Source organism: Pseudomonas taiwanensis DSM 21245 (genome assembly GCF_000425785.1).
Taxonomy (GTDB): domain Bacteria; phylum Pseudomonadota; class Gammaproteobacteria; order Pseudomonadales; family Pseudomonadaceae; genus Aquipseudomonas; species Aquipseudomonas taiwanensis.
The window spans coordinates 99,556-121,292 of sequence record NZ_AUEC01000023.1 but is presented as its reverse complement, the minus strand read 5'-3'; the positions used below and the strand labels follow the sequence as shown (position 1 = coordinate 121,292).

At 63.1% G+C, this 21,737-nt stretch carries 21 protein-coding genes; 11 read left to right on the top strand and 10 right to left on the bottom strand.

The window, feature by feature from the left end; genetic code table 11:
- Both H620_RS0111385 and H620_RS0111380 read right to left on the bottom strand, forming a co-directional pair.
- Window positions 1-327, bottom strand: a 327-nt coding sequence (locus H620_RS0111385) for a hypothetical protein (RefSeq protein WP_027907386.1), incomplete at its 3' end; no start/stop codon positions are given.
- Window positions 328-556: 229 nt separating this feature from the next.
- Window positions 557-1,063, bottom strand: a complete 507-nt coding sequence (locus tag H620_RS0111380; protein WP_081669690.1) for an isochorismatase family protein — start codon at window positions 1,061-1,063, stop codon at window positions 557-559.
- Between the two features lie 167 nt (window positions 1,064-1,230).
- Here H620_RS0111380 and H620_RS0111375 point away from each other — a divergent pair, with 167 nt between their 5' ends.
- The 5 genes from H620_RS0111375 (at window position 1,231) to H620_RS0111355 (ending at window position 5,302) form a co-directional block, all read left to right on the top strand.
- Window positions 1,231-1,620 carry a hypothetical protein gene (locus tag H620_RS0111375; RefSeq protein WP_027907385.1) on the top strand — a complete coding sequence of 130 codons (390 nt, stop codon included), beginning with the start codon at window positions 1,231-1,233 and terminating at the stop codon, window positions 1,618-1,620.
- Between the two features lie 102 nt (window positions 1,621-1,722).
- The gene (locus H620_RS0111370; RefSeq protein ID WP_023380674.1) at window positions 1,723-2,061 is read left to right on the top strand and encodes a hypothetical protein; all 339 of its coding nucleotides are present in this window, start codon (window positions 1,723-1,725) and stop codon (window positions 2,059-2,061) included.
- 200 nt (window positions 2,062-2,261) lie between these two features.
- A complete protein-coding gene (locus H620_RS0111365) occupies window positions 2,262-3,503 on the top strand; it encodes an MFS transporter (protein WP_027907384.1) in 1,242 nt (413 codons plus the stop codon).
- 359 nt (window positions 3,504-3,862) lie between these two features.
- Window positions 3,863-4,483, top strand: a complete 621-nt coding sequence (locus H620_RS0111360) for a LysE family translocator (protein ID WP_027907383.1) — start codon at window positions 3,863-3,865, stop codon at window positions 4,481-4,483.
- Window positions 4,484-4,648: 165 nt separating this feature from the next.
- On the top strand, window positions 4,649-5,302 hold the full coding sequence (locus H620_RS0111355) for a tetratricopeptide repeat protein (protein ID WP_023380677.1): 654 nt from the start codon (window positions 4,649-4,651) through the stop codon (window positions 5,300-5,302).
- Between the two features lie 3 nt (window positions 5,303-5,305).
- On the opposite strand, the gene H620_RS0111350 is transcribed toward H620_RS0111355, so the two are convergent.
- Window positions 5,306-6,076, bottom strand: a complete 771-nt coding sequence (locus H620_RS0111350; protein ID WP_023380678.1) for an IclR family transcriptional regulator domain-containing protein — start codon at window positions 6,074-6,076, stop codon at window positions 5,306-5,308.
- Window positions 6,077-6,297: 221 nt separating this feature from the next.
- On the opposite strand from H620_RS0111350, the gene H620_RS0111345 reads away from it, so the two are divergent.
- The 5 genes from H620_RS0111345 (at window position 6,298) to H620_RS0111325 (ending at window position 12,438) form a co-directional block, all read left to right on the top strand.
- A complete protein-coding gene (locus H620_RS0111345; protein ID WP_027907382.1) occupies window positions 6,298-7,107 on the top strand; it encodes a shikimate dehydrogenase family protein in 810 nt (269 codons plus the stop codon).
- Between the two features lie 4 nt (window positions 7,108-7,111).
- Complete coding sequence (locus H620_RS0111340; RefSeq protein WP_027907381.1) at window positions 7,112-8,845, top strand: FAD-dependent oxidoreductase; 1,734 nt, start codon at window positions 7,112-7,114, stop codon at window positions 8,843-8,845.
- Window positions 8,830-9,150: an NIPSNAP family protein gene (locus H620_RS0111335; protein ID WP_023380681.1), complete on the top strand. Its 321-nt coding sequence runs from the start codon at window positions 8,830-8,832 to the stop codon at window positions 9,148-9,150. The genes H620_RS0111340 and H620_RS0111335 overlap by 16 nt, the downstream gene beginning before the upstream one ends.
- Window positions 9,151-9,269: 119 nt before the next feature.
- Window positions 9,270-10,982 carry an FAD-dependent oxidoreductase gene (locus H620_RS0111330; RefSeq protein ID WP_027907380.1) on the top strand — a complete coding sequence of 571 codons (1,713 nt, stop codon included), beginning with the start codon at window positions 9,270-9,272 and terminating at the stop codon, window positions 10,980-10,982.
- Window positions 10,983-11,112: 130 nt separating this feature from the next.
- Window positions 11,113-12,438 (top strand): MFS transporter, encoded by a 1,326-nt coding sequence (locus H620_RS0111325; protein ID WP_027907379.1) that lies wholly within the window; start codon window positions 11,113-11,115, stop codon window positions 12,436-12,438.
- 89 nt (window positions 12,439-12,527) lie between these two features.
- On the opposite strand, the gene H620_RS0111320 is transcribed toward H620_RS0111325, so the two are convergent.
- From H620_RS0111320 to H620_RS0111310, 3 genes are all read right to left on the bottom strand, one after another.
- On the bottom strand, window positions 12,528-13,343 hold the full coding sequence (locus H620_RS0111320; protein ID WP_027907378.1) for a sugar phosphate isomerase/epimerase family protein: 816 nt from the start codon (window positions 13,341-13,343) through the stop codon (window positions 12,528-12,530).
- An 80-nt stretch (window positions 13,344-13,423) separates the two neighbouring features.
- On the bottom strand, window positions 13,424-14,473 hold the full coding sequence (locus H620_RS0111315; RefSeq protein ID WP_027907377.1) for a Gfo/Idh/MocA family protein: 1,050 nt from the start codon (window positions 14,471-14,473) through the stop codon (window positions 13,424-13,426).
- A gap of 147 nt (window positions 14,474-14,620) precedes the next feature.
- Window positions 14,621-15,400: an IclR family transcriptional regulator gene (locus H620_RS0111310; RefSeq protein WP_023380688.1), complete on the bottom strand. Its 780-nt coding sequence runs from the start codon at window positions 15,398-15,400 to the stop codon at window positions 14,621-14,623.
- A gap of 188 nt (window positions 15,401-15,588) precedes the next feature.
- On the opposite strand from H620_RS0111310, the gene H620_RS0111305 reads away from it, so the two are divergent.
- The gene (locus H620_RS0111305; protein WP_027907376.1) at window positions 15,589-17,301 is read left to right on the top strand and encodes an FAD-dependent oxidoreductase; all 1,713 of its coding nucleotides are present in this window, start codon (window positions 15,589-15,591) and stop codon (window positions 17,299-17,301) included.
- Between the two features lie 33 nt (window positions 17,302-17,334).
- On the opposite strand, the gene H620_RS0111300 is transcribed toward H620_RS0111305, so the two are convergent.
- From H620_RS0111300 to H620_RS27430, 4 genes are all read right to left on the bottom strand, one after another.
- Window positions 17,335-18,084: a hypothetical protein gene (locus H620_RS0111300; RefSeq protein ID WP_049818773.1), complete on the bottom strand. Its 750-nt coding sequence runs from the start codon at window positions 18,082-18,084 to the stop codon at window positions 17,335-17,337.
- A gap of 75 nt (window positions 18,085-18,159) precedes the next feature.
- On the bottom strand, window positions 18,160-19,800 hold the full coding sequence (locus H620_RS0111295) for a DUF5666 domain-containing protein (protein ID WP_027907374.1): 1,641 nt from the start codon (window positions 19,798-19,800) through the stop codon (window positions 18,160-18,162).
- Window positions 19,797-20,639 (bottom strand): DUF6502 family protein, encoded by an 843-nt coding sequence (locus H620_RS0111290; RefSeq protein WP_027907373.1) that lies wholly within the window; start codon window positions 20,637-20,639, stop codon window positions 19,797-19,799. The genes H620_RS0111295 and H620_RS0111290 overlap by 4 nt, the downstream gene beginning before the upstream one ends.
- A gap of 198 nt (window positions 20,640-20,837) precedes the next feature.
- On the bottom strand, window positions 20,838-21,539 hold the full coding sequence (locus H620_RS27430; protein WP_081669689.1) for a hypothetical protein: 702 nt from the start codon (window positions 21,537-21,539) through the stop codon (window positions 20,838-20,840).
- Between the last annotated feature and the right edge of the window lie 198 nt (window positions 21,540-21,737).

Genomic DNA, 21,737 nt, shown 5'->3' with positions numbered 1-21,737 from the left:
CAGGCCGAGCGGAACCGGCACCACGCCAATCAGGTTGATGCCCAGGCTGACCCATTGCAGCGGATCGTTGCTGGGATTTCGTACCAGCTCGGCGATATCGAGCAGCGCATCCACCAGGGCGAAGGCGTTGGCCACAACCGGCACCGAGGCTTCGAGGTGGTAGCGCACCGATTGCAGGTCGAGCAGGCCGCAGCTGATGTCCTGCAGCCACTGGTCGACGGCGGCGGCAGCGGCACCGAGGTCTTCGCGCAGCAGGGTTTCCAGCGGGGCGATGGCGATCTGGACCTCGCGCTCGGACAGCGCGGATCCGGGGGAACCTTGGGGCATTTGGCAGGCCTTCCTAGCCGGGGGATTACCCCGGGAAATCCGAGAAGGCCAAAGGGTATGAGTGGGGTTACCTGACTAGATGCCAGGCAAATTCGATCCGCACTGTAGGAAAGTTCGACACGCCCCCATCAAAGCATGTCTATCAATCTTTGTTGGATCGTCGTTCTCCCAGCATCCATGCCGTGTTGGCCCCCTGCGGCCAACGTTTCCGCCCCGCCAACCTATCAAGTCAGTCCAGCAAGGCATCCACCTCCGCCCGCGTGGTGACCTGGCCGAAATGATGCTTCCACAATTCGATGCCCAGTTGCCCTGACCGGTCCAGGGACGAGCCGACGGTGAGGTCGGTGACCAAGGTCGGCGTCAACCCTGCGTCGAACAACGCAAAGCCGGCCGCGAGCACGCAGGTTTCGGTCTGCATGCCACACACCAGCACCCGTTCGACGCCCAGTTGCCTGATGTATTCGACGGTTTCGACCGGTAGCCCGTAACCATGCTTGACGAACACGGTGTCGGCTTCGACCAAATGCTCGTCCTGCGCCGCAGGGTGCCAGCCAAGCTGGCGTTGAAACGGTGTGACCTGCTCGTCATGAGTCACCACCATGGCAATGGTGAAGATCTTCGCCGAAAACGCTCGCAACCGGTCGACCAGCCATTCCGGGGGGTTGAACGTCGACTGCACATCGACAATAAGCAAGACCTGCTGCATGAAACGCTCCTGAAGACCGACGGCGGCCATTGCCATCAGTTTGAGCGTGGAGTGTGCCAAGCGCCGGAGTCGTTGGCTATTTGTGCGCTGTGCACTTAGAACTTTTCTTTATTTGTCGGTCTATGTGAATGGCCCAACTGGAAGGTTGCCAGCCGCCAAATGCCTACACGTCCCAACATCAGAGGTTGTCTTCGATCATGAAATTCCACGTCCCACGGATGGTGCTGTTTGGCCTGTTCGCCTTCGCGGCAGTGGGCTCGGCATCTGCAACAACCATGAAGACCACGCCCCCTGTTGCCACGTCCCAGGTCGAGGTCCTTCAGGCGCCCACCCAGGGTGGTGGTAACCCCTGGCCGAGCCTGGCCGATCAGCGATCAGGGACGCTGCTGGCCCACGACGACCGTTACTACCACGATCACCGTGACCATTACCGCCGCGATGACTGGCGCCGGGAACAGTGGCGTCGCGACCAATGGCGCAGGGAGCAAGCCCGCCGCGAAGCAGAGCGCCGCCGCTACTGGGAGCGCCACCATGATCGGGCGATGCACCACCGCTACGACGACGATCACCGCTACTATCGTCGCTGATACCGCCAAGACCGCGACCCCAGGGAACAGGAACGACTGATCCGGCGTCGCGGTCAACATCCTCGAAGGTGACCAAAATCGGTTACAGCACGAGGATTGGCCATGAGTACCCTGACGATCGAAGGCTGGTGCAAACGCGATCCCACGCAGAAGTCCACGCCACTGGGCGAAATACACTTCGACATCCAAGGCGCTAACCACAGGCGATTGGAGCAGGCCGAAGAATACCTGCAACAGAGCCATGAAACCGAAACCATGGTCGATGTCGACCTGGCGAGCATGAACCTTGTATTGCCGCCAGGGTGCGGCCCCCTGGCTGACTGCCGTCTGCGTGTCTACTTGAGTGAAGAGCAGCGCGGGCAGTTTCATCTCGTTGGCCATCGTGCCAGTGATGGCAGCCTTATCTACAGCAATGCAGTGTTGATTGCTCAACTGAGTTGAGCCTGGTGAACGAACCTGCAGGGGCCGGTGATCGCCGGCAAGCCGGCTCCTACATGCTGCGGATCCATCGAATGCGTTGATGATTACTATCGAGACACCCGCCTGTCGGGTCGGCAAAACCGCCCCCTATAATCGCCCCTCTGTTTCTCCCCGCTCCTCTCGCCTGCTACAGGCGACGTCCGTTCCTGGAATTTAATACCATGCCGACACCCAACCCGTCCGCGCACGTCCCCGAACACACCCAATACAGCGTCAAGCAGCAGTGGCTTGCAATTCTCTCGGTCGCCGTCGGTGCCTTCTCCCTGGTCACCAGCGAGTTTCTGCCGGTGGGCGTTCTCAACGATGTCGCCAGCGACCTGGGCATCAGTGCTGGCCAGGCCGGCCTGATGGTCACCCTGCCCGGCATCATGGCTGCCCTCGCCGCGCCTTTGCTGTCCGTGGGCATCGGCGCCCTTGACCGGCGCTATCTACTGATCGGCCTGACGCTGATCATGATCATCGCCAACGCGGTGGTGGCTTATGCGAGCGACTTCAGCCTGCTGCTGTTCGGCCGCGTACTCCTGGGTATCAGCATCGGCGGTTTCTGGGCGACAGCCATCGCCCTTAGCGGACGCCTCGCGCCCAAGGGGGTGGGCGTAGCGCAGGCCACTTCGATCATCATGGTCGGTGTCACCTTGGCGACCGTCCTGGGTGTTCCGGTTGGTACCTGGCTCAGCGGCCTGATGGGCTGGCGCATGACCTTCCTGATAACCGCGCTGGTGGGCGTGCCGGTACTTCTGGCGCAGGTGTTGCTGCTTCCGCGACTGGCGCCGGACAAGGCCATTCGCATCAGCGACCTGCCGGCCTTGTTCATCAATCCACAGGCTCGGGTCGGATTGATCGCAGTATTGTTGATTGGCCTTGCGCACTTTGCCGCATACACCTATGTCGCGCCTTTCTTCAAACAAAGGGCTGGCTTCGATGGACCTACCATTGGCTCGCTGCTTCTGCTTTATGGCGTGGCCGGGGTGCTGGGCAACATCTTCGCCGGTTTCGCCGCCAACCGAAGCGTGCGTCACACCCTGTTGCTGGTTGCGCTGATGATCGGTACCAGCACTGCGCTGTTCCCTTACTTCGCCACCGGCATGACCGGCGCCGCGATGCTCATCGCCCTCTGGGGCTTCGCCTTTGGTGCGTTCCCGGCCTGCGCCAGCATCTGGATGTTTGTCGTGGCGCCCAAGGACGTCGAGCGCGGCATGCCTTTGTTCGTGGCCATGTTCCAGGTGATCATCGCGCTGGGCTCGTTCTTCGGTGGGCGGATCGTCGACCAACTGGGCAGTTCGGTGCTGCTGAGCCTGGCCACGGCGCTGGTGGGTTGCGGTTTGGCGACGGTGCTGGTGCTGGGGCGTAGCGTCAGTAATCGCATGGTGGCTCAGCCGGAGGGTGTTGTGGATGCGTCGTAAGTGGTGAGAAGTGCAGCGCGTTTGAGATCGAGCGCCGCCCGCGCGGCGCATCGCGAGCAAGGCTCGCTCCTACATCTGTCTCGGGCCAATTACGCCTGTGGGATTTGCGCGCGAACGCTTTGGCGCATGGCGCACTATCGAGTCGTACACACCAGGCGTTCGCGCGCGTCTGTCACTGGCGTTACTGGCCCGAAACAGACGTAGGAGCGAGCCTTGCTCGCGATGCGCCGCGCGGGCGGCGCTCGATCTCAAGACCGCTGCATGCCCCTCGCCATACCACGACTTGCCGCCGCGCAATGACCACCCCGAGCACGCCCATGCTAACCTGCGCTCACCTCCTCCCGCAGGCGCCGAAGCTAATGTCCATTGCAGACAACCTGATTGCCTTCACCCTCGCCGCCACGCTGCTGACCGTGACACCAGGCCTGGACACTGCGCTCATCCTCAGGACAGCAACCGTCGAGGGCCGTCGGCAAGGGCTGCGTGCGGCGCTGGGCATCAACGTCGGTTGCTTGCTATGGGGCGCGGCGGTTGCGTTCGGCCTGGGCGCGCTATTGGCCGTGTCCGAACTCGCCTACAGCATTCTGAAGTATTGCGGCGCGGCGTACCTGGCCTGGCTTGGGGTGAACATGCTGATGCGGCCACGGCATTCACTGGCGCCGATCGCAACGCAGCCGCGGACGCAGTCCAACTGGTTCCTCAGGGGCATGATGGGTAACCTGCTGAACCCTAAGGTCGGTATTTTCTACGTCTCGTTCCTGCCGCAATTCATCCCCCACGGCCAGCCGCTGATAGCCTGGACCTTCATTCTGGTCGGCATCCACGTGGCACTCGGCCTGCTCTGGGCGATGGTACTGGTCAGCGCGACGCATTCGCTGGCGGGGGTGTTGCGCCGCGAAAAGGTCATCGCTGCGCTCGACCGCGCTACCGGGCTACTGTTCGTGATTTTCGCGGTGCGTCTGGCCTTGAGCAGGCGTTGATTGATCCGATCTCGAAAAAGGTGAGTCGGATGCCATCGCCAACCCTCAAAGGTTGCGCAGCCTGGGAACTTCATTGCACGGACTGGGTCGATAGCATCCCCTTGCATCCACGGGCGAGGGCCATGTCCCTTTCCGCCAGACCAGACACTGTCGAGTCAGTACCCGATGCCCAGCCAACGCATGCTGCCGGCCGTTCTCCTGTTGTTCAGCGCCGTCGCAGCCTGTGGCGCGTTCGCAGGCGACCGCTCGATGCCAGCCCATAGCAACAATGCCTCCACCATGCTGATCGAAAGCGCCTCGCAGCAGTACGCCGCCGGCCATCTGGACCAAGCGGCGGCAACACTGGAACGAGCACTGCAGATTCAGCCGAACAACCCTGCAACCTTGCATTACCTTGGCGTGCTGCGCCTGCAACAAGGCCAGTACCAACAGGCCGAAACCCTCGCCGTGCGCTCGAATATGCGGGTCGGCAGCAACAACGCGCTGCGCAACCGCAATTTCCAGTTGATCCAGGCGGCTCGCAATGGCCAGGTTTACGGCGCACTGCCAGCGGCCGACCAGCCCCCTGCCTCCGCTCAAGCGGTGAACCTAACGCCCACCGATCCCTTCACGCCGCCACCGCAGCCTGCGGCACCACAGCGCTTGAGCAACCCGGTAACACAGGCCGAGGACATGGACATACCCCAGGGTCACCGGCCACCCCCGGGCAAGTGCCGAATCTGGTTCCCAGGTGTTCCGCCCGGGCACCAGCCCGCGCCGGTCAAGTGCAAGAAGCTCAAAGGGCGTATTCCGCAAGGCGCCTACCTGATCCGTCACTGACCGTCAGTCCAGCACCGGCTTCAACAGGGCCTGCGCCTCGTACAACGCAGGCAGGTAGCGCAGGCGAATCTCATCGACGCTCAGCCGCGACGCATGGGTAGTGATGGTCAGTGTCGCCTTCAGTTGCCCAGCACGATCCACCAGCGGCACGCCAAGCACGCGCATACCGATTTCGTACTCCTGATCGACGATACAAAAACCCTGCGCTCTCACCTGCTGCAGCACCGCCTCCAGGCGCGCCCTGTCAGTTTGCGTGTAGGGCGTGAGCGGGCGAAGCGGGTTTCGCGAGAAGTAGTCGTCCCGCGCCGTTGCATCCAGCGACGCCAGCCAGATCCGCCCGCCAGCGGTGCAGTACATCGGTACCCGCGAGCCGGGGCGAATCGACAGCGAGGCGACGTGGCTATACCGGCTGCGCACCAGGTGGATGATTTCGTCACCGTCGCGGGTGCCCACCGACACATGCTCCTGGGTCTGGCGCGCGACCTGCTCGACGATAGGCCTCAACATGCGCGGCAACTGCGCCGAATCCACATAGGCCTGGCCAATACGCAGCACTTTGGGTGTCAGCCAGTAATGGCGGTTGTCGGTGTCGGCAAAGCCTTCGTGCACCAACGTCAACAGAAAACGTCGAGTGGCACTGGGCGTCAGCCCTGAGAGTCTGGCCGCGTGTGGCACGCTCAAGCGTGGCTGGTCGGCGCTGAACAGTTGCATCAATGCCAAGCCTTTCTGCAGACCGGCGATGAGGTCGCGGGGATGAGTTTCGTGTTTGTCCATGTGTTCGGCTCGTGGGGTGGGCTGGACGGTTGTCGGGCGGCTCTGGGGCCAATCGCCGGCAAGCCCGCTCCTAAGGGTGTTCACCCACTCATACACCAATTCAATGCGAATACCGATACATGACTGCGATTATCGCACTAATGGATCGCTAAGCGCATTGCCGTACCCCCACGCCGCGCGCCACGCTTGCCTCCACAACAACGCCAAAAACGGAGGTCAGCATGATTCGGGGTTCGACAGAACTGGTCGCCATCGTCGGTTCACCCATCGCCCAGGTGAAATCGCCCGACAACTTCAACACCTGGTTCGCCAACAACGACCGTAACCTGGCGATGCTGCCCATCGATATGCAGGAAGCATCGCTTCAAGCATTCGTCGGTAGCCTCAAGGGCTGGCGCAACCTGCGCGGTTGCGTGGTCACCGTTCCCTACAAACAGGTGTTGGCCGCGCATCTGGATGGACTCAGCGATCGTGCCACCGCGCTGGGTTCGGTCAACGTGATTCGCCGTGAACCCGATGGCCGCCTGCTGGGTGACAACGTCGACGGCGCAGGCTTTCTCGGTGCTGCGCGCAAGCATGGATTCCAACCAGCCGGCAAACGTGTGCTGGTGATCGGTTGCGGCGGGGTCGGCAGCGCCATTGCCTATGCATTGGGTGAGGCAGGCGTCGCCCAGGTGACCCTCAGCGACCCCAGCACTCCGCGCGCCGCCGCACTTTGCGAACTGCTCGGCAATACCTTCGCCAACCTTGAGGTCGCCACACACTACGAATCGCTGGAGCGCTTCGACCTGCTAGTCAACGCCTCACCCGTCGGCATGGGCGATACCGGCGAGCTACCGCTGCCGGCGAGTCTGCTGGAAACCCTGCAACCCCGGACCCTGGTGGCCGACGTCGTCACCTCCCCGGAAATCACCCCGTTGCTGGCTCTTGCGCGCCAGCGCGGCTGCGCGATCCAGACCGGAGCGCAGATGGCATTCGCACAGCTTGGCCACCTCGGCGCCTTCATGGGCGTCACGCCGCTGGAGATCTGAGGCCATGTCCGCTATCGAACAATCGCAACAAGTGTTTGACCTGGTCGTCCTTGGCAGCGGTGCCGGGGGATTCGCCACCGCCGCCACCGCTGCCCGCCTTGGCCTGAAGGTATTGATCGTGGAAAAGGCCGACACCTTTGGCGGCACCTCAGCCATTTCCGGTGGCGCGGTGTGGATCCATGGCAGTGATCAAGCGAGCGCCGCCGGCGCCGAGGATTCGCCCGAAGCCATCCGCACTTACCTCAAGGCGATCATCGGCGCCGGTTATAAATCTGAGCTCGTGGACGCCTTCGTCGAACGCGGCCACCAAGCGTTGCGTTGGCTGGAGGCCAACACCGAGCTGCGGTACAGCCTGCGCCTGCACTCACCGGACTACTACCCGGATGCACCCGGCGCCACCGAGTTTGGACGCGCACTGGAAATGGTCGAGTACGACGGGCGCCACCTCGGCCCGCGCTTCAAGGACCTGAAGATGCCCCCGCCCGGCATGCTGCTGTTCGGCGGGATGATGGTCAACCGCGTGGACATCCAGCACTTCCTGAGCATGCGCCGCTCGGCTGCATCGCTCTGGCACTGCATAAAGCTGATGGCTCGCTACGGGGTGGATCGGCTGCGCCACCACCGTGGCACCCGGCTGACGACCGGCAACGCGCTGATCGCCCGGCTGGCTTGCAGCGCTTTGGCCGACGGTGCTCAATTGTGGCTGCGCAGCGAGGCGCAGGCGCTGATCGTCGAGCAGGGGGTGGTCCGTGGTGTGGTGGTACTGCGCGAGGGCCGTCGCGAACGGGTTCTCGCCCACGGCGGCGTTGTCTGCGCCATGGGCGGTTTCGCAGCAGGCGCGCTAGCCGCCGCTAACCGGCCCGACGCAAGCGCACCGCACCTGACCATGTCTCCTCCCACCAATGACGGGGCCGCCCTGCGCCTGGGCGAAGCCGTGCAGGCAGCCAAGGGCGAGGACCTGGCCGCCAACTTCTTCTGGGCTCCGGTGTCCGAGCTGCGCCATTCCAATGGCGAGCGCGAACGCTTCCCGCACCTGGTCACCGACCGCGCCAAACCGGGTGTGATTGCAGTCGATCCGACCGGTCGGCGTTTCGTCAACGAGTCCAACTCCTATCATCATTTTGTGCAGACCATGTTCGCCCAGGGCATCAGCAGCTGCTGGTTGATCTGCGATGCTGATGCCATGAACCGCTATGGCCTCGGGCTGGCGCGACCAAGGCCGGTAGACAACAACGCGCTGATCGAGGCCGGCTACCTGCATCGGGCCGACACCCCGCATGCCCTCGCCCAAGCCATCGGCATCGACCCGCAAACACTTGCGCAAACACTTGAGCACTTCAACGCCGATGCTCGTATCGGCATCGACCGTGCATTCGGGAAGGGAGCCAACAGCTACAACCGCTACATGGGCGACCCACAGCACCAACCCAACCCGTGCCTGGCGCCCTTGGCCAAGGCGCCGTTCTATGCGATCCGAATCCACACCGGCGACCTCGGCTCGGCACGCGGCCTGGCGACCGACGCCAACGCCAACGTACTGAGCGAAGCCGGCGCGCCGATCACCGGACTGTACGCCGTTGGCAACGACATGAACTCGATCATGGAGGGCACCTACCCAGGCCCAGGCATCACCCTTGGCCCCGCCCTCACCTTCGGCTGGATCGCTGCCAGCCATATCGCCGAACGCCTGCGGGCGCCGGCCACTCACGCGGAGAAAAACCCATGTACTACGAACTGAGAACCTACACCCTCGACCCACTGAAACTCGCTGACTGGCTGGCCCTGTACCAAAGCCATGCGCTGGAGGTGCAAACCGAACACCTGGGCAAGCTGATCGGCTTTTTCACCACCGAGTTCGGCGAGGCCAACCAGGTGGTGCACCTGTGGGGCTACACCAGCCTTGACGAGCGGATGGAGCGACGCAAAGCAATGGCCGCCGACCCACGCTGGGCGGAATTCTCGCGGCGCAACCGCGAGTTGGGTGCGGTGCTCAAGCTGCAATCGCGTGTGCTGCGGCCAACGGGCTTCTCGCCGTTGCAGTGAGGGAGTTAGATCCGCTCACCGGGCCTCTCCCCTCCAGGAAGGGGCCGCAAAGCACCGAAGGTGCCGAGGTGATGGGCCTTGGCAATTGACAACCTGACTGGAATCCCTCGATGTCAACCCTGCCCACTCTGGAATGCGATGTCCTTGTCATCGGCTCAGGTGCCTCTGGCCTCGCCGCCGCAGTCACTGCCGCGCATCACGGCTTGAACGTGATCGTCGCGGAAAAGGCCAGCCAACTGGGCGGCACCAGCGCCTGGTCGGGTGGCTGGTTGTGGATACCCCGTAACCCCCTGGCCGTCGCAGAGGGTTTCATCGAGGCCGACGACGGGCCTGAACGGTACTTGCGCGCACATACCCAGGTAACCGAACTGGACTCCCGCCAGCGCGCCTTCTTGCGCCATGGTCCGGACATGGTGGCGTTCTTCCAGCAACATACCGCCGTGCAGTTCTTCTGCGGCTCGACAATGCCCGACATGCACGAAGGGGAAGGCAGCGCACGGGGCGGACGGTCACTGTGTGCGCTACCGTTCGATGGACGCCAACTCGGGCCATGGATACACAAGCTGCGGCCACCACTGGACATCGTCAGCCTGGCAGGCATGGGCATCGCCGGTGGCGCGGACATGGCCGCGTTCTTCAATGCCACAAGCTCGGCAAAAGCCGCCATGCACGTCAGCAAGCGCCTCCTGCGCCATGGACGCGACCTTCTGTTGCATCGACGCGGCCTGCAACTGGTCAACGGCAATGCCCTGGTAGCGCGCCTGCTGCGCAGCGCTCTGGACCTTGACGTGTGTTTGCTCACCGACCTTGCCGCGACAGGCTTGCTGGGCGACGACGACCGAATCACCGGGGCACGGTTCGCCAACGGCCAACGGGTGCGGGCCCGGCGTGGCGTGATACTGGCTTGCGGTGGTTTTCCCCATGACCGCCAGCGCATCGCCCAGTTGGTCGGCCATGCACCCGACGGTAATGCTCATCATAGCGCCGCGCCAAGGGAAAACAGCGGCGACGGCCTGCGCCTGGGCGAACAGGTCGGCGGCCAGGTCAGCCCTACGCTGGCCCATGCCGGCGCGTGGGCCCCGGTCTCCCTGGTGCCGCGAGGGGATGGCAGCCTGGGGCATTTTCCCCACCTGATCGACCGCGCCAAGCCTGGCTTCATCGTGGTACGCCGCGACGGCCGGCGCTTCGTCAACGAGGCCGACAACTACCACGACTTCATGAATGCACTGTTCGCCGCAACGCCTGAAGGTGAGCCCCATGAAGCCTGGCTGATCTGCGATCACCCCGCCCAACGTCGATATGGCATCGGCTGGGCCAAGCCCTTCCCCTTCCCCACAGGCTTCTACGAGCGGCGCGGCTATTTGTTCAGCGGCCAGACGCTGGACGCGTTGGCCGAGCACTGCGGGATCGATGCCCGTCAACTGAAAACGACAGTGGACGCTTTCAATCATCACGCAGCCCAAGGCGAGGACCCTGAGTTTCAGCGCGGCGCCACCGTCTACAACCGGGCGCAAGGCGACCCACTGCAATCGCCCAACCCATCACTGCGACCGTTGCGGCAAGGACCGTTCCACGCCGTCAGGCTGTTGCCGGGCAGCCTTGGGACCTTTGCCGGGCTGCGTACGGACGCCTGTGCGCGGGTAGTGGACAGCCATGGACGAGCGATCCCCGGCTTGTTTGCGGTCGGCAATGACATGCAGAGCATAATGGGTGGGCATTATCCAAGCGGTGGCATCACCCTTGGTCCGGGCATGACGTTCGGCTACCTGGCCGGCCTGGCGCTGAGCCAGACTCAGGCAACCTCTCGCTATTGTTCGGTTACCGAACAATAGCCCCTCCCATGAATTGACGCCTCTCCATTCACTACTCACCATTGCCTGGCCTTGCGTGTGCCCCCTGCCTGGGAAACAGCCACGACCGAGACGTACCGCAGTCATTACAATTTCAAGAAATAGCCTCGACATGACCCAATCCAAGTTCGACACCGCCTTGCCACGGCTTGGCCACGGCTCCATCGGCGACAAGCTCCGCGGCGCCTTCGCCGTCGGCAAAACCCGCTGGGGCATGCTTGCTCTGGTGTTCTTCGCCACCACCCTGAACTACATAGACCGAGCGGCGCTCGGCATCATGCAGCCGGTCTTGTCCAAGGAAATGGGCTGGACGGCGATGGATTACGCCAACATCAACTTCTGGTTCCAGGTTGGCTACGCCATCGGTTTTTTGCTGCAAGGCAGGCTGATCGACAACATTGGCGTCAAGCGTGCGTTCTTCTGCGCGGTGCTGCTCTGGAGCCTGGCCACCGGCGCCCACGGACTGGCCACTTCGGCAGCCGGCTTCATGGTGTGCCGGTTCATTCTCGGCCTGACCGAGGCGGCCAACTACCCGGCCTGCGTGAAAACCACGCGCCTGTGGTTCCCCGCAGGCGAACGTGCCATCGCCACAGGGCTGTTCAACGCCGGCACCAACGTTGGCGCCATGGTCACCCCGGCCCTGCTGCCGGTGGTTCTGGCCGTGTGGGGCTGGCAGGCTGCATTCATCGCCATGGGTTGCCTGGGCCTGGTCTGGGTAGTGTTCTGGGGCCTCAAATACTTCAATCCTGAAGATCATCCACGCCTGCGCCAGAGCGAGCGGGAATACATCCAGCAGGACGCAGAGCCTGACGTGCCACGCCTGCCGTTCAGCCGTATCCTGCGCTTGCGTGGTACCTGGGCCTTTGCCGTAGCGTACTCGATCACAGCACCGGTGTTCTGGTTCTACCTGTACTGGCTGCCACCGTTTCTCAACCAGCAATATTCCCTGGGCATCAGCGTGACCCAGATGGGCATCCCGCTAATGCTGATCTGGCTGACTGCGGACTTCGGCAGTATTGGCGGCGGCATCCTTTCATCCTGGCTGATAGGCCGTGGAGTGCGCGCCACCCGCGCCCGATTGATTTCGATGCTGGTCTTCGCCTGCACCATCATCAGCGTCGTCTTCGCCGCCAATGCCAGCGGTCTGTGGATCGCGGTCCTGGCCATTGCCGTGGCGGTGGGTGCCCACCAGGCCTGGACGGCGAACATCTGGAGCCTGGTGATGGACTACACGCCCAAGCACCTGGTGAGCACCGTGTTCGGCTTCGGCAGCATGTGCGCAGCGATCGGCGGCATGTTCATGACCCAGATCGTCGGCAGCGTCCTGACTGCCACCCACAACAACTACGCGGTGTTGTTCACCATGATCCCGGCGATGTACTTCATTGCGCTGGTCTGGATGTACTTCATGGCACCGCGCACGATCGAATCGGCCTAAGCGCGAATCCCTTTCCTCTACGGGGCCCTTCGGGGCCTCTTTTTTGGCCAAGCCGTAGGAGCCGGCTTACCGGCTCCTACAGGCAACGATCAGACTTGCGCCAATACCCCGCGTGCTTTTTCCAAGGCCATCCGCGCCCGTTGCTCGGCACTCACGCCCTGCTCCATCAAGTGCCGTGTCGGAATTTCCAGGCTCAGCGGCACCGTGGCCGGCAAGGTACGTAGCAAGCCGACCAGGTCAGCGTCGCCCTCACCGGGGAAGCGCCGCTCGTTGCGGGCCTGGCGCAGGATCTCGTCCATATCGTCCGGCACCGGCCCGGCAACGTCGCAAAGCTGCGCATAATGCATGCGCTCGGGCGCCAGACTCGCGAGCGCCTGGAGGCAAGATCCGGAACGGTTGAAATGGAAGGCGTCAACCAGTACGCAGCCGTTGACTCGGTCAGCCGCTGCAACGATGTCCACCGCCTGGCTCAGGTTGCGCACGTCAGTCCAGGGCATGAATTCAAGGTGCGGGCGAATGCCATAGCTCACCGCCAGATCGCACAACGCGGCAAAGCGTTCGGTCAATCGCCCATGGTCAGGGTCGTTCCCCGCCACCAGCAGCTCGCTCCCCCCCAACTCAGCCCCCACCGCCAGGATAGGCTCGAAATCGGCGACACAGGTCTGCGGTTGCAACCGCAGGATTTCCAGGTCCAGCACCTTGATGCCCGTATCACGCAGTCGCGCTTGCGTTTGTCGGCGCAGCTCGGTATCCGCCACCAGCGGGAAATGTCGCTCTTCCCTGGTAGCGGGCACCAGACGCAGGCCCACGTGGCTGTAACCGGCGCGAGCGGCGACTTCCACCATCTGCGGTGGGGGAAGTTCAAGCACCGTCAGGGCGGCAAGGGAAAAGATTCGATCGGTCATGTGTTTCACCAAAAGCATGAAAAAGAAAGGTCTCGCCGCTGACCTGCCACAGTGGCAATCCCAGCGGCGAGGTGTAGACGTCAGATGGGGGCTGGAGCGCAGGCTCGACCGCTTTCGGCTGCCTGGCGGATGGCTTCGATCAGCGCCAGGGTGCGGCCACCATCGGCGGCATCGATCAGTGGTGCTTCCTGACCACGGGCAACGCGGATGAAGTGCTGCAACTGCAAGGTCAACGCCTCACCAGGGGGAGTGGCTTCTTCGCTTTGCAGCAGCGGTGTGTGCCAGCCCGAACCCGTCTCGGCGTAGTGCCAACGCTTGAGCTGCGGAATGCTCAGCGCACCTTCGGTCCCGGCCAGCAAGTAGCAAGGCTGGTCGGCCTGGCGTGGGTAGACTGGGCTTTCGCCGGAGCCCAGCTCCCAGCTCCAGGGCGCGGCCACCGCGTCGGATCCGGTCAGGCTGCCCAGTGCGCCGTTGGCGAACTGCAACAGCACAGCAGCGCTGTCCTCGTTGGCGAAGCCCCGCACGTCATTGCGGGTGAACGCCTGCACCTGGACCACCTCGCCACAGAGGTAGCGCAACAGGTCAAGGTCGTGAATCAGGTTGGTCAGCAGAAAACCTGCGCCCGGCTCTCGGCGCCAAGGCGTCTCGAAGTAGCTGTCGGGCTTCTGCAACTGCCACAGCGCGGTGACGTTGATCAGCCGGCCCAGTCGCCCGTCCTGAATCACTTGGCGGGCACGGGCGATCAAGGGGTTATGCCGCCGGTGATGGCCGACCAGGACCGGTACACCATGGCGTTGCGACGCCGCTACCAGTGCGCGGACCTCGTCCAGGTGTACGCCCACTGGCTTTTCTACCAGTACCGGCACCCCGGCCTCGACACAAGCCAGGGCCGTAGCGACATGCTGGTTGTTCGGGTTGGCGATGATCACCGCTTCAGGCTTGATCTGCTCCAGCATCTGGCGGTGATCAGCGAACCAAGCCACGCCACACTCGGTGGCGAAAGCCTCGGCCTGCGGGCCTGGGTCGGCCACCGCGCACAACTGCGCTTGAGGAACATTGCGCAGGTGCTGGTAATGCTGGCGGCCCATGATCCCGGCACCGATGAGTGCGATACGAAGGGGTGCGTTCAACAGTCTGTCCTCTTGTCATTATTGTCATGGCAATTCCAGAACCAGGTTCCAGAATCAACCAACAATAATTTAGAACCAAGTTCCAGATACCAGAAGCGCCCTCGACACAGACTGTGCGGTAATCGACCGCAAAATGCCCGGATACCTTTACGACGCGAACAATTCGCTGGCCTGACTGGCCGCCGACAGCTCCTCCACCGCCGCCAGCAACTGTGGCGCCAAGTCTGGCAAGCGCGCCTGGGCCATACGAGCGCTGGGGCCGGCGATGCTCAGCACGCCGATGACCTCATCACTTTGCGGACGACGCACCACGGCAGCCAGCGCCGAGGTGCCGACCGCGGAGGTTTCCTCGACCCAGGCGTAACCACGTTCGCGGGCGCGGTGCAGGTAACCGAGCAGTTCCTCCGTGGAACGCGGTGCATTCGGGCCGAACTGCGCAGGGTCGGCAATGCCTTGACGCAAGACCATCTGCAGCGCCGCTTCATCGCTCAAGCTGGCCAGCCAGGCATGCCCGGAGGCGGTGTAGAACAGCGGCGCATCCCGGCCCATGTCGGGGTCGTAGCGCAGCCCGGACCGAGCCCCCTGGGACTTGGCGATCCATGTCTGGCGGCTGCCGTCGATTACACCGAGGCGAACCAGTTCGCCGCTGTCCTGGGCCAGACGGTCGAGAATCGGCTGAATGATGTCGGCGCCGCTGTTGGAAAGGTAGCGAAAGCCCAGCGCCACCAGCTTGGCTGACAGTTGGTAGCGGCTGTTGTCGCGATTCTGACGCACGTAGCCCAGGCGAACCAGCTCGGCGAGCATGCGGTGGGTGGCACTTTTGGGGATGTCCAGGCGCTCGGCCAGGGTTTGCAATGCCAACCCGTGCGGTTCGCCGGTAAGGCATTCAACAAGACTGAAGGCGCGTTCGATCTGACTACCAGCCATGACTACGAGATCCCTTAAAAATTGGGCGAATTCTAGAAGAAAATGCCGCATCCACAGACGTCTTGACAGCCAAGTGTCCGGTTATCGACCACTAATTGCCTCTAGCCTGCGCGAATCGCTTGCATCACGCCCGGCCTGCCAAGAACATTGTGGAACCGAGTTCCAATAATAATGCAGGAGACCCCCCGATGCCCACCGATACCTTCCAAGCCGACTGTGACGTTCTGGTCATCGGCTCCGGCGCAGCCGGGCTGGCTGCTGCCGTCACGGCCGCCTGGCACGGGCAGAGCGTCATCTTGGTCGAGAAGGAGCCGGTGTTCGGCGGTGCCACGGCCTGGTCCGGCGGCTGGGCTTGGGTGCCGCGCAATCCATTGGCCCAGCGTGCGGGTATCGAGGAAAGCATCGAACAGCCACGCACCTACTTGCGCAATGAACTTGGCGAGCACTTCGACGCCGAGCGTGTCGATGCTTTCCTCGAAGCCTGCCCGCACATGGTGGCGTTTTTCGAGAAGCACACCGCGCTGCAGTTCGCCGACGGCAATGGTATCCCGGACATGCACGGCGATACCCCTGGGGCGGCCACCGGCGGCCACCAAGTGATCGCGGCGCCATACGATGCCCGCGAAGTCGGCGCCCTGCTGCCGCGCCTGCGCAAGACCCTGCGCGAAACCTCGTTCATGGGCATGCCGATCATGGCCGGTACCGACCTTGGCGCGTTCCTCAACATGACCCGCTCACCGCGGGCCTTCCTTCACGTGTGCAAGCGCTTTGGCCGTCACCTCTACCACCTTGCCCGATACGGACGTGCCATGCACCTGGTCAATGGCGTGGCGCTGGTGGCGCGGCTGGCGAAATCGGCGCAGGACCTGGGTGTGCGTCTGCTGGAGTCCGCACCGGCCAGGCACTTGCTAATGGAAGATGGCCAGGTGAAAGGGGCAGTCGTCACGACGCCCCAGGGTGAGATGCGCATTCGGGCCAAGGCAGTGGTGCTGGCCGCCGGAGGCTTTCCCAATGACACCAAACGGCGTCAGCAACTGTTCCCGCGCGACGCCACTGGCCAAGACAACCTTGCCCTGCCCCCGCTCTCCTGTTCGGGTGATGGGCTGCGCTTGGGCGAGTCGGCGGGCGGCGTGGTCGCGACCGACCTGAAGTCACCAGTGGCCTGGGCGCCGGTGTCGAAGGTGCCGCACCGTGACGGCAGCATGGGCCACTTTCCGCACATCATCGAGCGTGGCAAGCCAGGGATCATTGGCGTGCTGGCCAGCGGCGAGCGTTTCGTCAACGAAGCGCACGGCTACTACGACTACGTTTCGGCCATGGTCGATGCGGTACCACCAGGAAAAGAAGTCTGCTCATGGCTGATCTGCGATCACCGCTTCCTGCGCCGCTATGGCCTTGGTCACGCGCGTCCGGCACCGCTACCGGTATGGCCCCACCTTCGCAGCGGCTACCTCAAGCGCGGCGCGACACTGGAACAGTTGGCGCTTGCCTGTGGTATCGACGCTGCTGGATTGATCAACACCGTCGTCGATTTCAACCGCCATGCACGAACCGGCCAGGACCCCGCATTCGGACGCGGCTCCACGCCATTCAACCGAAAGCAAGGCGACCCTCTGCACAAAGGCCCTAACCCCTGCGTGGCGCCCATCGAGCAGGGCCCGTTCTACGCCGTTAAGGTTCAACCCGGTTGCTTCGGCACCTTCGCCGGCCTTCGCACCGACGGCCATGCACGAGTGCTGGACGAAGCGGGCCAGCCGATAGCCGGCTTGTACGCTGTCGGTACCGACATGGCCAGTGTGTTTGGCGGTTGGTACCCCTCTGGCGGAATCAACCTGGGTCCGGCACTGACTTTCGGCTATGTGGCTGGGAGGCACATTGCCGGGGCGACCGCCTACGAATGAACCGCTGGCACTGCTGGCGCCAGGGGCACATCATCAGAACGCATGAAATAGCATCAGGCCGCCTTCCGCATCGGGACTGGCGTCGGAGAAACCTTTGACCGCGTACAACTGAACCTTCCATTGCGCGCTCAGCTTATGGGTGACGAACAGGGTGAGTTCCTTGATTTGCGACCCAGTGGACACGACTTTCTGCCGCCAGTCATAGGAAGCACCTGCCGTGGTACCCCTCGCCACTGGCAGGGCGAACCCCAGGCTGGCGAATACCGGGTCATCGAAATCGCTGCCTGGCGGGTCGCCGTACTTCTTCCAGCCCAGAGTGGCGAAGCCGGTCACCGGGCCAAATGCCTTGGCGATGTCGACCTGACCGGTGTAGTCGTACTCACCGGTACCCAGGCACTGGTCTTCATCGGCAGTAGGGAATTTGACCTTGCCGATCAGGTCGAGCAAGACGCCACCTGCACTGCCGTCAAGCAAGGCGTAAGCCGCGCTGGTGACCGTGTCGCCCAGACCGCTTTCCACATCCCTGCAACCGCCGGGCAGCGGGTCGCCATCGGGGCCCACCTCAGGGTTGGTGATGCGTAACCAGGGTACGGTGACCTTGTACGTCATCGGGCCGGTCTCGTATTTCGCCACCACAGGGACGTACCAGATCTCCGATGTGGTGCCGGTGCCGTAGTCGCCACTGGAATAGTCCAGGCCTGAGGCCAGGGTGAACGTGTCAGCCATCGCCGATGCGCTGATGCTCGCCAGCAAGCTGGTGAACAGAGGGAGCATGGGTCTCATCCGCACCTCAACTTCCCGTTGGAACGTGTGATCCGTTTCTCCCAGCCTAGTTGTTCCATGCCGAACTGCTTACCTCTAATGCCCGGAACGTTCGGGGCGCTCGACCTTCTCGGTTTTTTCTACTTTCTCGACCTTCTCCACTTTTTCGATTTTTTCTACCTTCTCGACTTTCTCAATCTTTTCAACCCGCTCTACTTTTTCGACTTTGTCCACCTTGTCGATCTTTTCTACCTTTTCGACTTTCTCGACCTTTTCGACTTTCTCGACCTTATCGGGCTTTTCGACCTTCTCGCCTTTCTCGATCTTCTCCACTTTCTCGGCCTTCTCTACTGCCTCGGCCCTCTCTACCCTTTCGGGCCGTCCACTGTTGCCGTGGCTCTCCTGCTTTTGCGCCGCCTCGACCCGCTCTGATCCAGCGTGGTCAACCGACTCGGTCGCTCCGTGGTCATCTGCCCCGACCTCGACTCGTACGCTTTTCCCGCTGTGGTCGTCGTTGAAAGCGCGGGTATCGCCCCCGCCATGCCCACTGTTGCGCGAGCCTGTCGTACTGTTCGAGTTCTGGTCGGTGCTGCGCTCCCGATTCCCCTTGCCCGAATGGTCGAGGCGTTCGCCAGGGCTTTCGACACGTGCTGCCCGTAGCTCACGATGGCCAGTGAACACCCCACTGACCCGAACGCGCTGATCCACTGCCAGGGTCTGCGCCTGCTCGCCTACGATCACCGTGTCACGCCCCAAGGTAACCTGAATGCCGCCAACGACCAGTCGTTGGTTCTGCCGACGCTGCACAAGCCCCTCGATCACAGCCGTCTGCACCCGACCGGCGAACGGCAGGCTTGGGTCGGGCCTGCTCTGTACGACTTCCAGCTGGCGCCCGGTCCATTGTCCCCGCACCAGCACTTCCTGCGCGGGCGCCATGCGGGTCCCGAGCTTCAGCCCCTGGAGGGAGCCAGCACGGTCTATCGTGCCAATCGCGCTGGACGCCTTCAGGCCCGGCGCACGCTCGATACGGCTGGCCACCACTGCGCCATTGGCATCGCGCAGGCCGCTGACTTTGACCGGCTCGCCAGGGCGTAACCCCTCTGCCACCCTCGCCCCTGCGGCCAGCCGCACTGGCTGGCCCATTACCCGCAGTGGCCCAGCAGCATTGGGCAGCGCGGTCAACGGGCCTTCGTAGACATTGAGAATCGAGATGCGCCCAGCATTCAGACCACGCTGGGTGACGAAGGCTTCTATGGCAACGACCTGGCCGATGGCAAGGTGGGCACTACTGGCGGGCATGCCGTTCTCGCTGACTGGCACGTCTTTGCCAAAGTGAACTTCAAGGCCATTGACGCAAATCGACGCAAACCCGGTTATGGTGCCGACGATGCCTGTGCCACCGGTTCCTCCAGGGCGCAGCACCGGAGCCCCCGTTCCGCCAACACCACCGTTATCGCGATCGAACAGAATGCCGTCCACGCCGTCTGCCACTGCCCCGGTACCGCCCGTGCCACCTGGACGCTGCTGCGCAGGTGCACCCGTGCCGCCTACACCACCGCTTGCGCTCCGTACACCAGTACCACCCATGCCCCCCGGAGACTGCAGGCCCGCAGCGCCCGCCATGCCCACTTCGTCACGGCTAACACACACGGGGGCGGCTTGCACGCCGGCACAGGTCGCCAGCCCCAGACCCAAGGCCAGCATGACCACACTGAGGCAGCGCGAGAAGGCATTCATGTGTCAGGCGTCTTGTGCGAATCGGGTTGGGTAGGCTCAGTGTAGAAATAAAGCCCGATGGTGATGCGCTGACGTTGTTCAGGACTGGGCGAGTCGGCGCTTTCAAGGTCGGCGGCCATCCGACTGAAGCCTAGCAGTGTTTGCATGCCGTCCTTGGCCACCAACTCACGCAGACTTTCCACGCTGGCCAGGCTAAGGGCATCGTAGTGCACACTTCGCTCGAAAAAGGGCAGACCCTGGCCGCTCAAGTTGTGCACCGCCGCGCTGGCGTGGTCATGCAGGTTATGACCAAAGTACGCGGCTTTTTCGTCGAACCCCTTCTGCGGCACGAATGCCTCGGCTTCCAGGTGCACACGGTCTTGCTCGTCCAATCGGACGATGCCCAGTCGCAACCACTCATCGAGCACCACCCGGGCACGGATGTCGGTGCTGACCTTCGCCACCAGAGCATCGAACGAGCACGCCCCTCCGACGCTGGCCAGCCGCGGCAACGGCAGCGCCTGCCCAACATTGGCGCAGAACGGCGGGCTGTTGGTCCAGAGATTGACCAGTTGCGCACCAAGCGTGATGTTTTCCGGCAGCGCTTGCGACGCTTCACTCTCGCCGCGTAGGCGCCTGACGTCCTTGCGATGCACCCCCGTCAACAGACTGATGCGGCTATCGCTGGGCGCCTTTTCGTCCAGTCGAAACTCCCGATGGGCAACATCGACGAACACCTGCTTGAGCAGGTCGGCGAACACCGTATAGGTGACCCCCTTGCGCAGCATCAACCGCACCAGCGGGTACATCACCCGGCGCAAGGCATTGAGCATGGAGGGCGGTAATGTCGGCGATTGCATTGAGCGCATTTCCTTGACAGGTGGAAGCCGTATACGACGCGGGAAATAATCCCATACGTCCCGTAACCATTTCCTTCCCGAAACACCAAATTAACTGTCAGCGCTCATTGCACATGCGTTGAGAGGGGCAGTCGTGGACTGGGCAAGCCCAGGCAAAACCCGCCCCCCAAGGTTTTGCTCATGGCCTGTCAGCGTGGCTCAGCTCCTGCTGTTGTCATCCCCCGCTTCGCCGCCAGCGTGAGTGCCGCGGTCATCACCCGGTTCGCCACCCACAGGGTTGCCGCGATCATCGCCAGGCTCGCCACCGACGTGATTGCCATGGTCATCGCCAGGCTCACCGCCAACATGATTGCCATGATCGTCACCCGGCTCGCCGCCAACATGGTTACCGTGATCGTCGCCGGGTTCGCCGCCGACATGATTGCCATGATCATCGCCTGCTTCGGCGTGGTTGCCGCTGCGCCCGGCATTGGAGTTGCCGTCGTGACCACGGCCTGCATCGCCATGACCGCTGCCGCTGTGGCCGCCGCTGTGGCCTCCATGACCGCCACCGTCGCCGCCATGACCACCACTACCGCCGTGGCCACCACCATGACCACCGCCACCGCCATGGCCACCGCCGCCACCACCGTGGCCACCACCACCGCCATGGCCTCCGCCACCACCGTGGCCACCACCACCGCCATGGCCTCCGCCACCACCGTGGCCACCACCACCGCCATGGCCTCCGCCGCCACCGTGGCCACCGCCGCCACCTCCATGACCGCCCCCCCCACCCTCCTTGGCGTACGCGCTGGCGCTTTGGGAAATCGTGTCCGGAACCAAAACGATGGACGCTGACAGCACGGCGCCTATGGCCGCCGCCAGTAATGCCCTCTTGAACAACCTCTGGATTTGCATTTTCCGTCTCCTGGTCATCACCGCGAGAAACGCCAAATCAAGTCGGGAATCGTTGGAAGCTTTTACTTTTCTTAGCGTGGGAATTTTTCCCACACATATTAATTAGTCCCTTTCGCCGCGCGGTTCAAGCCGCGTCGGGAAAAGCCGACCGGTGGTGAGTGATGGCAAGTGGAGACAATCGCGACGAGGGGCGGCTTG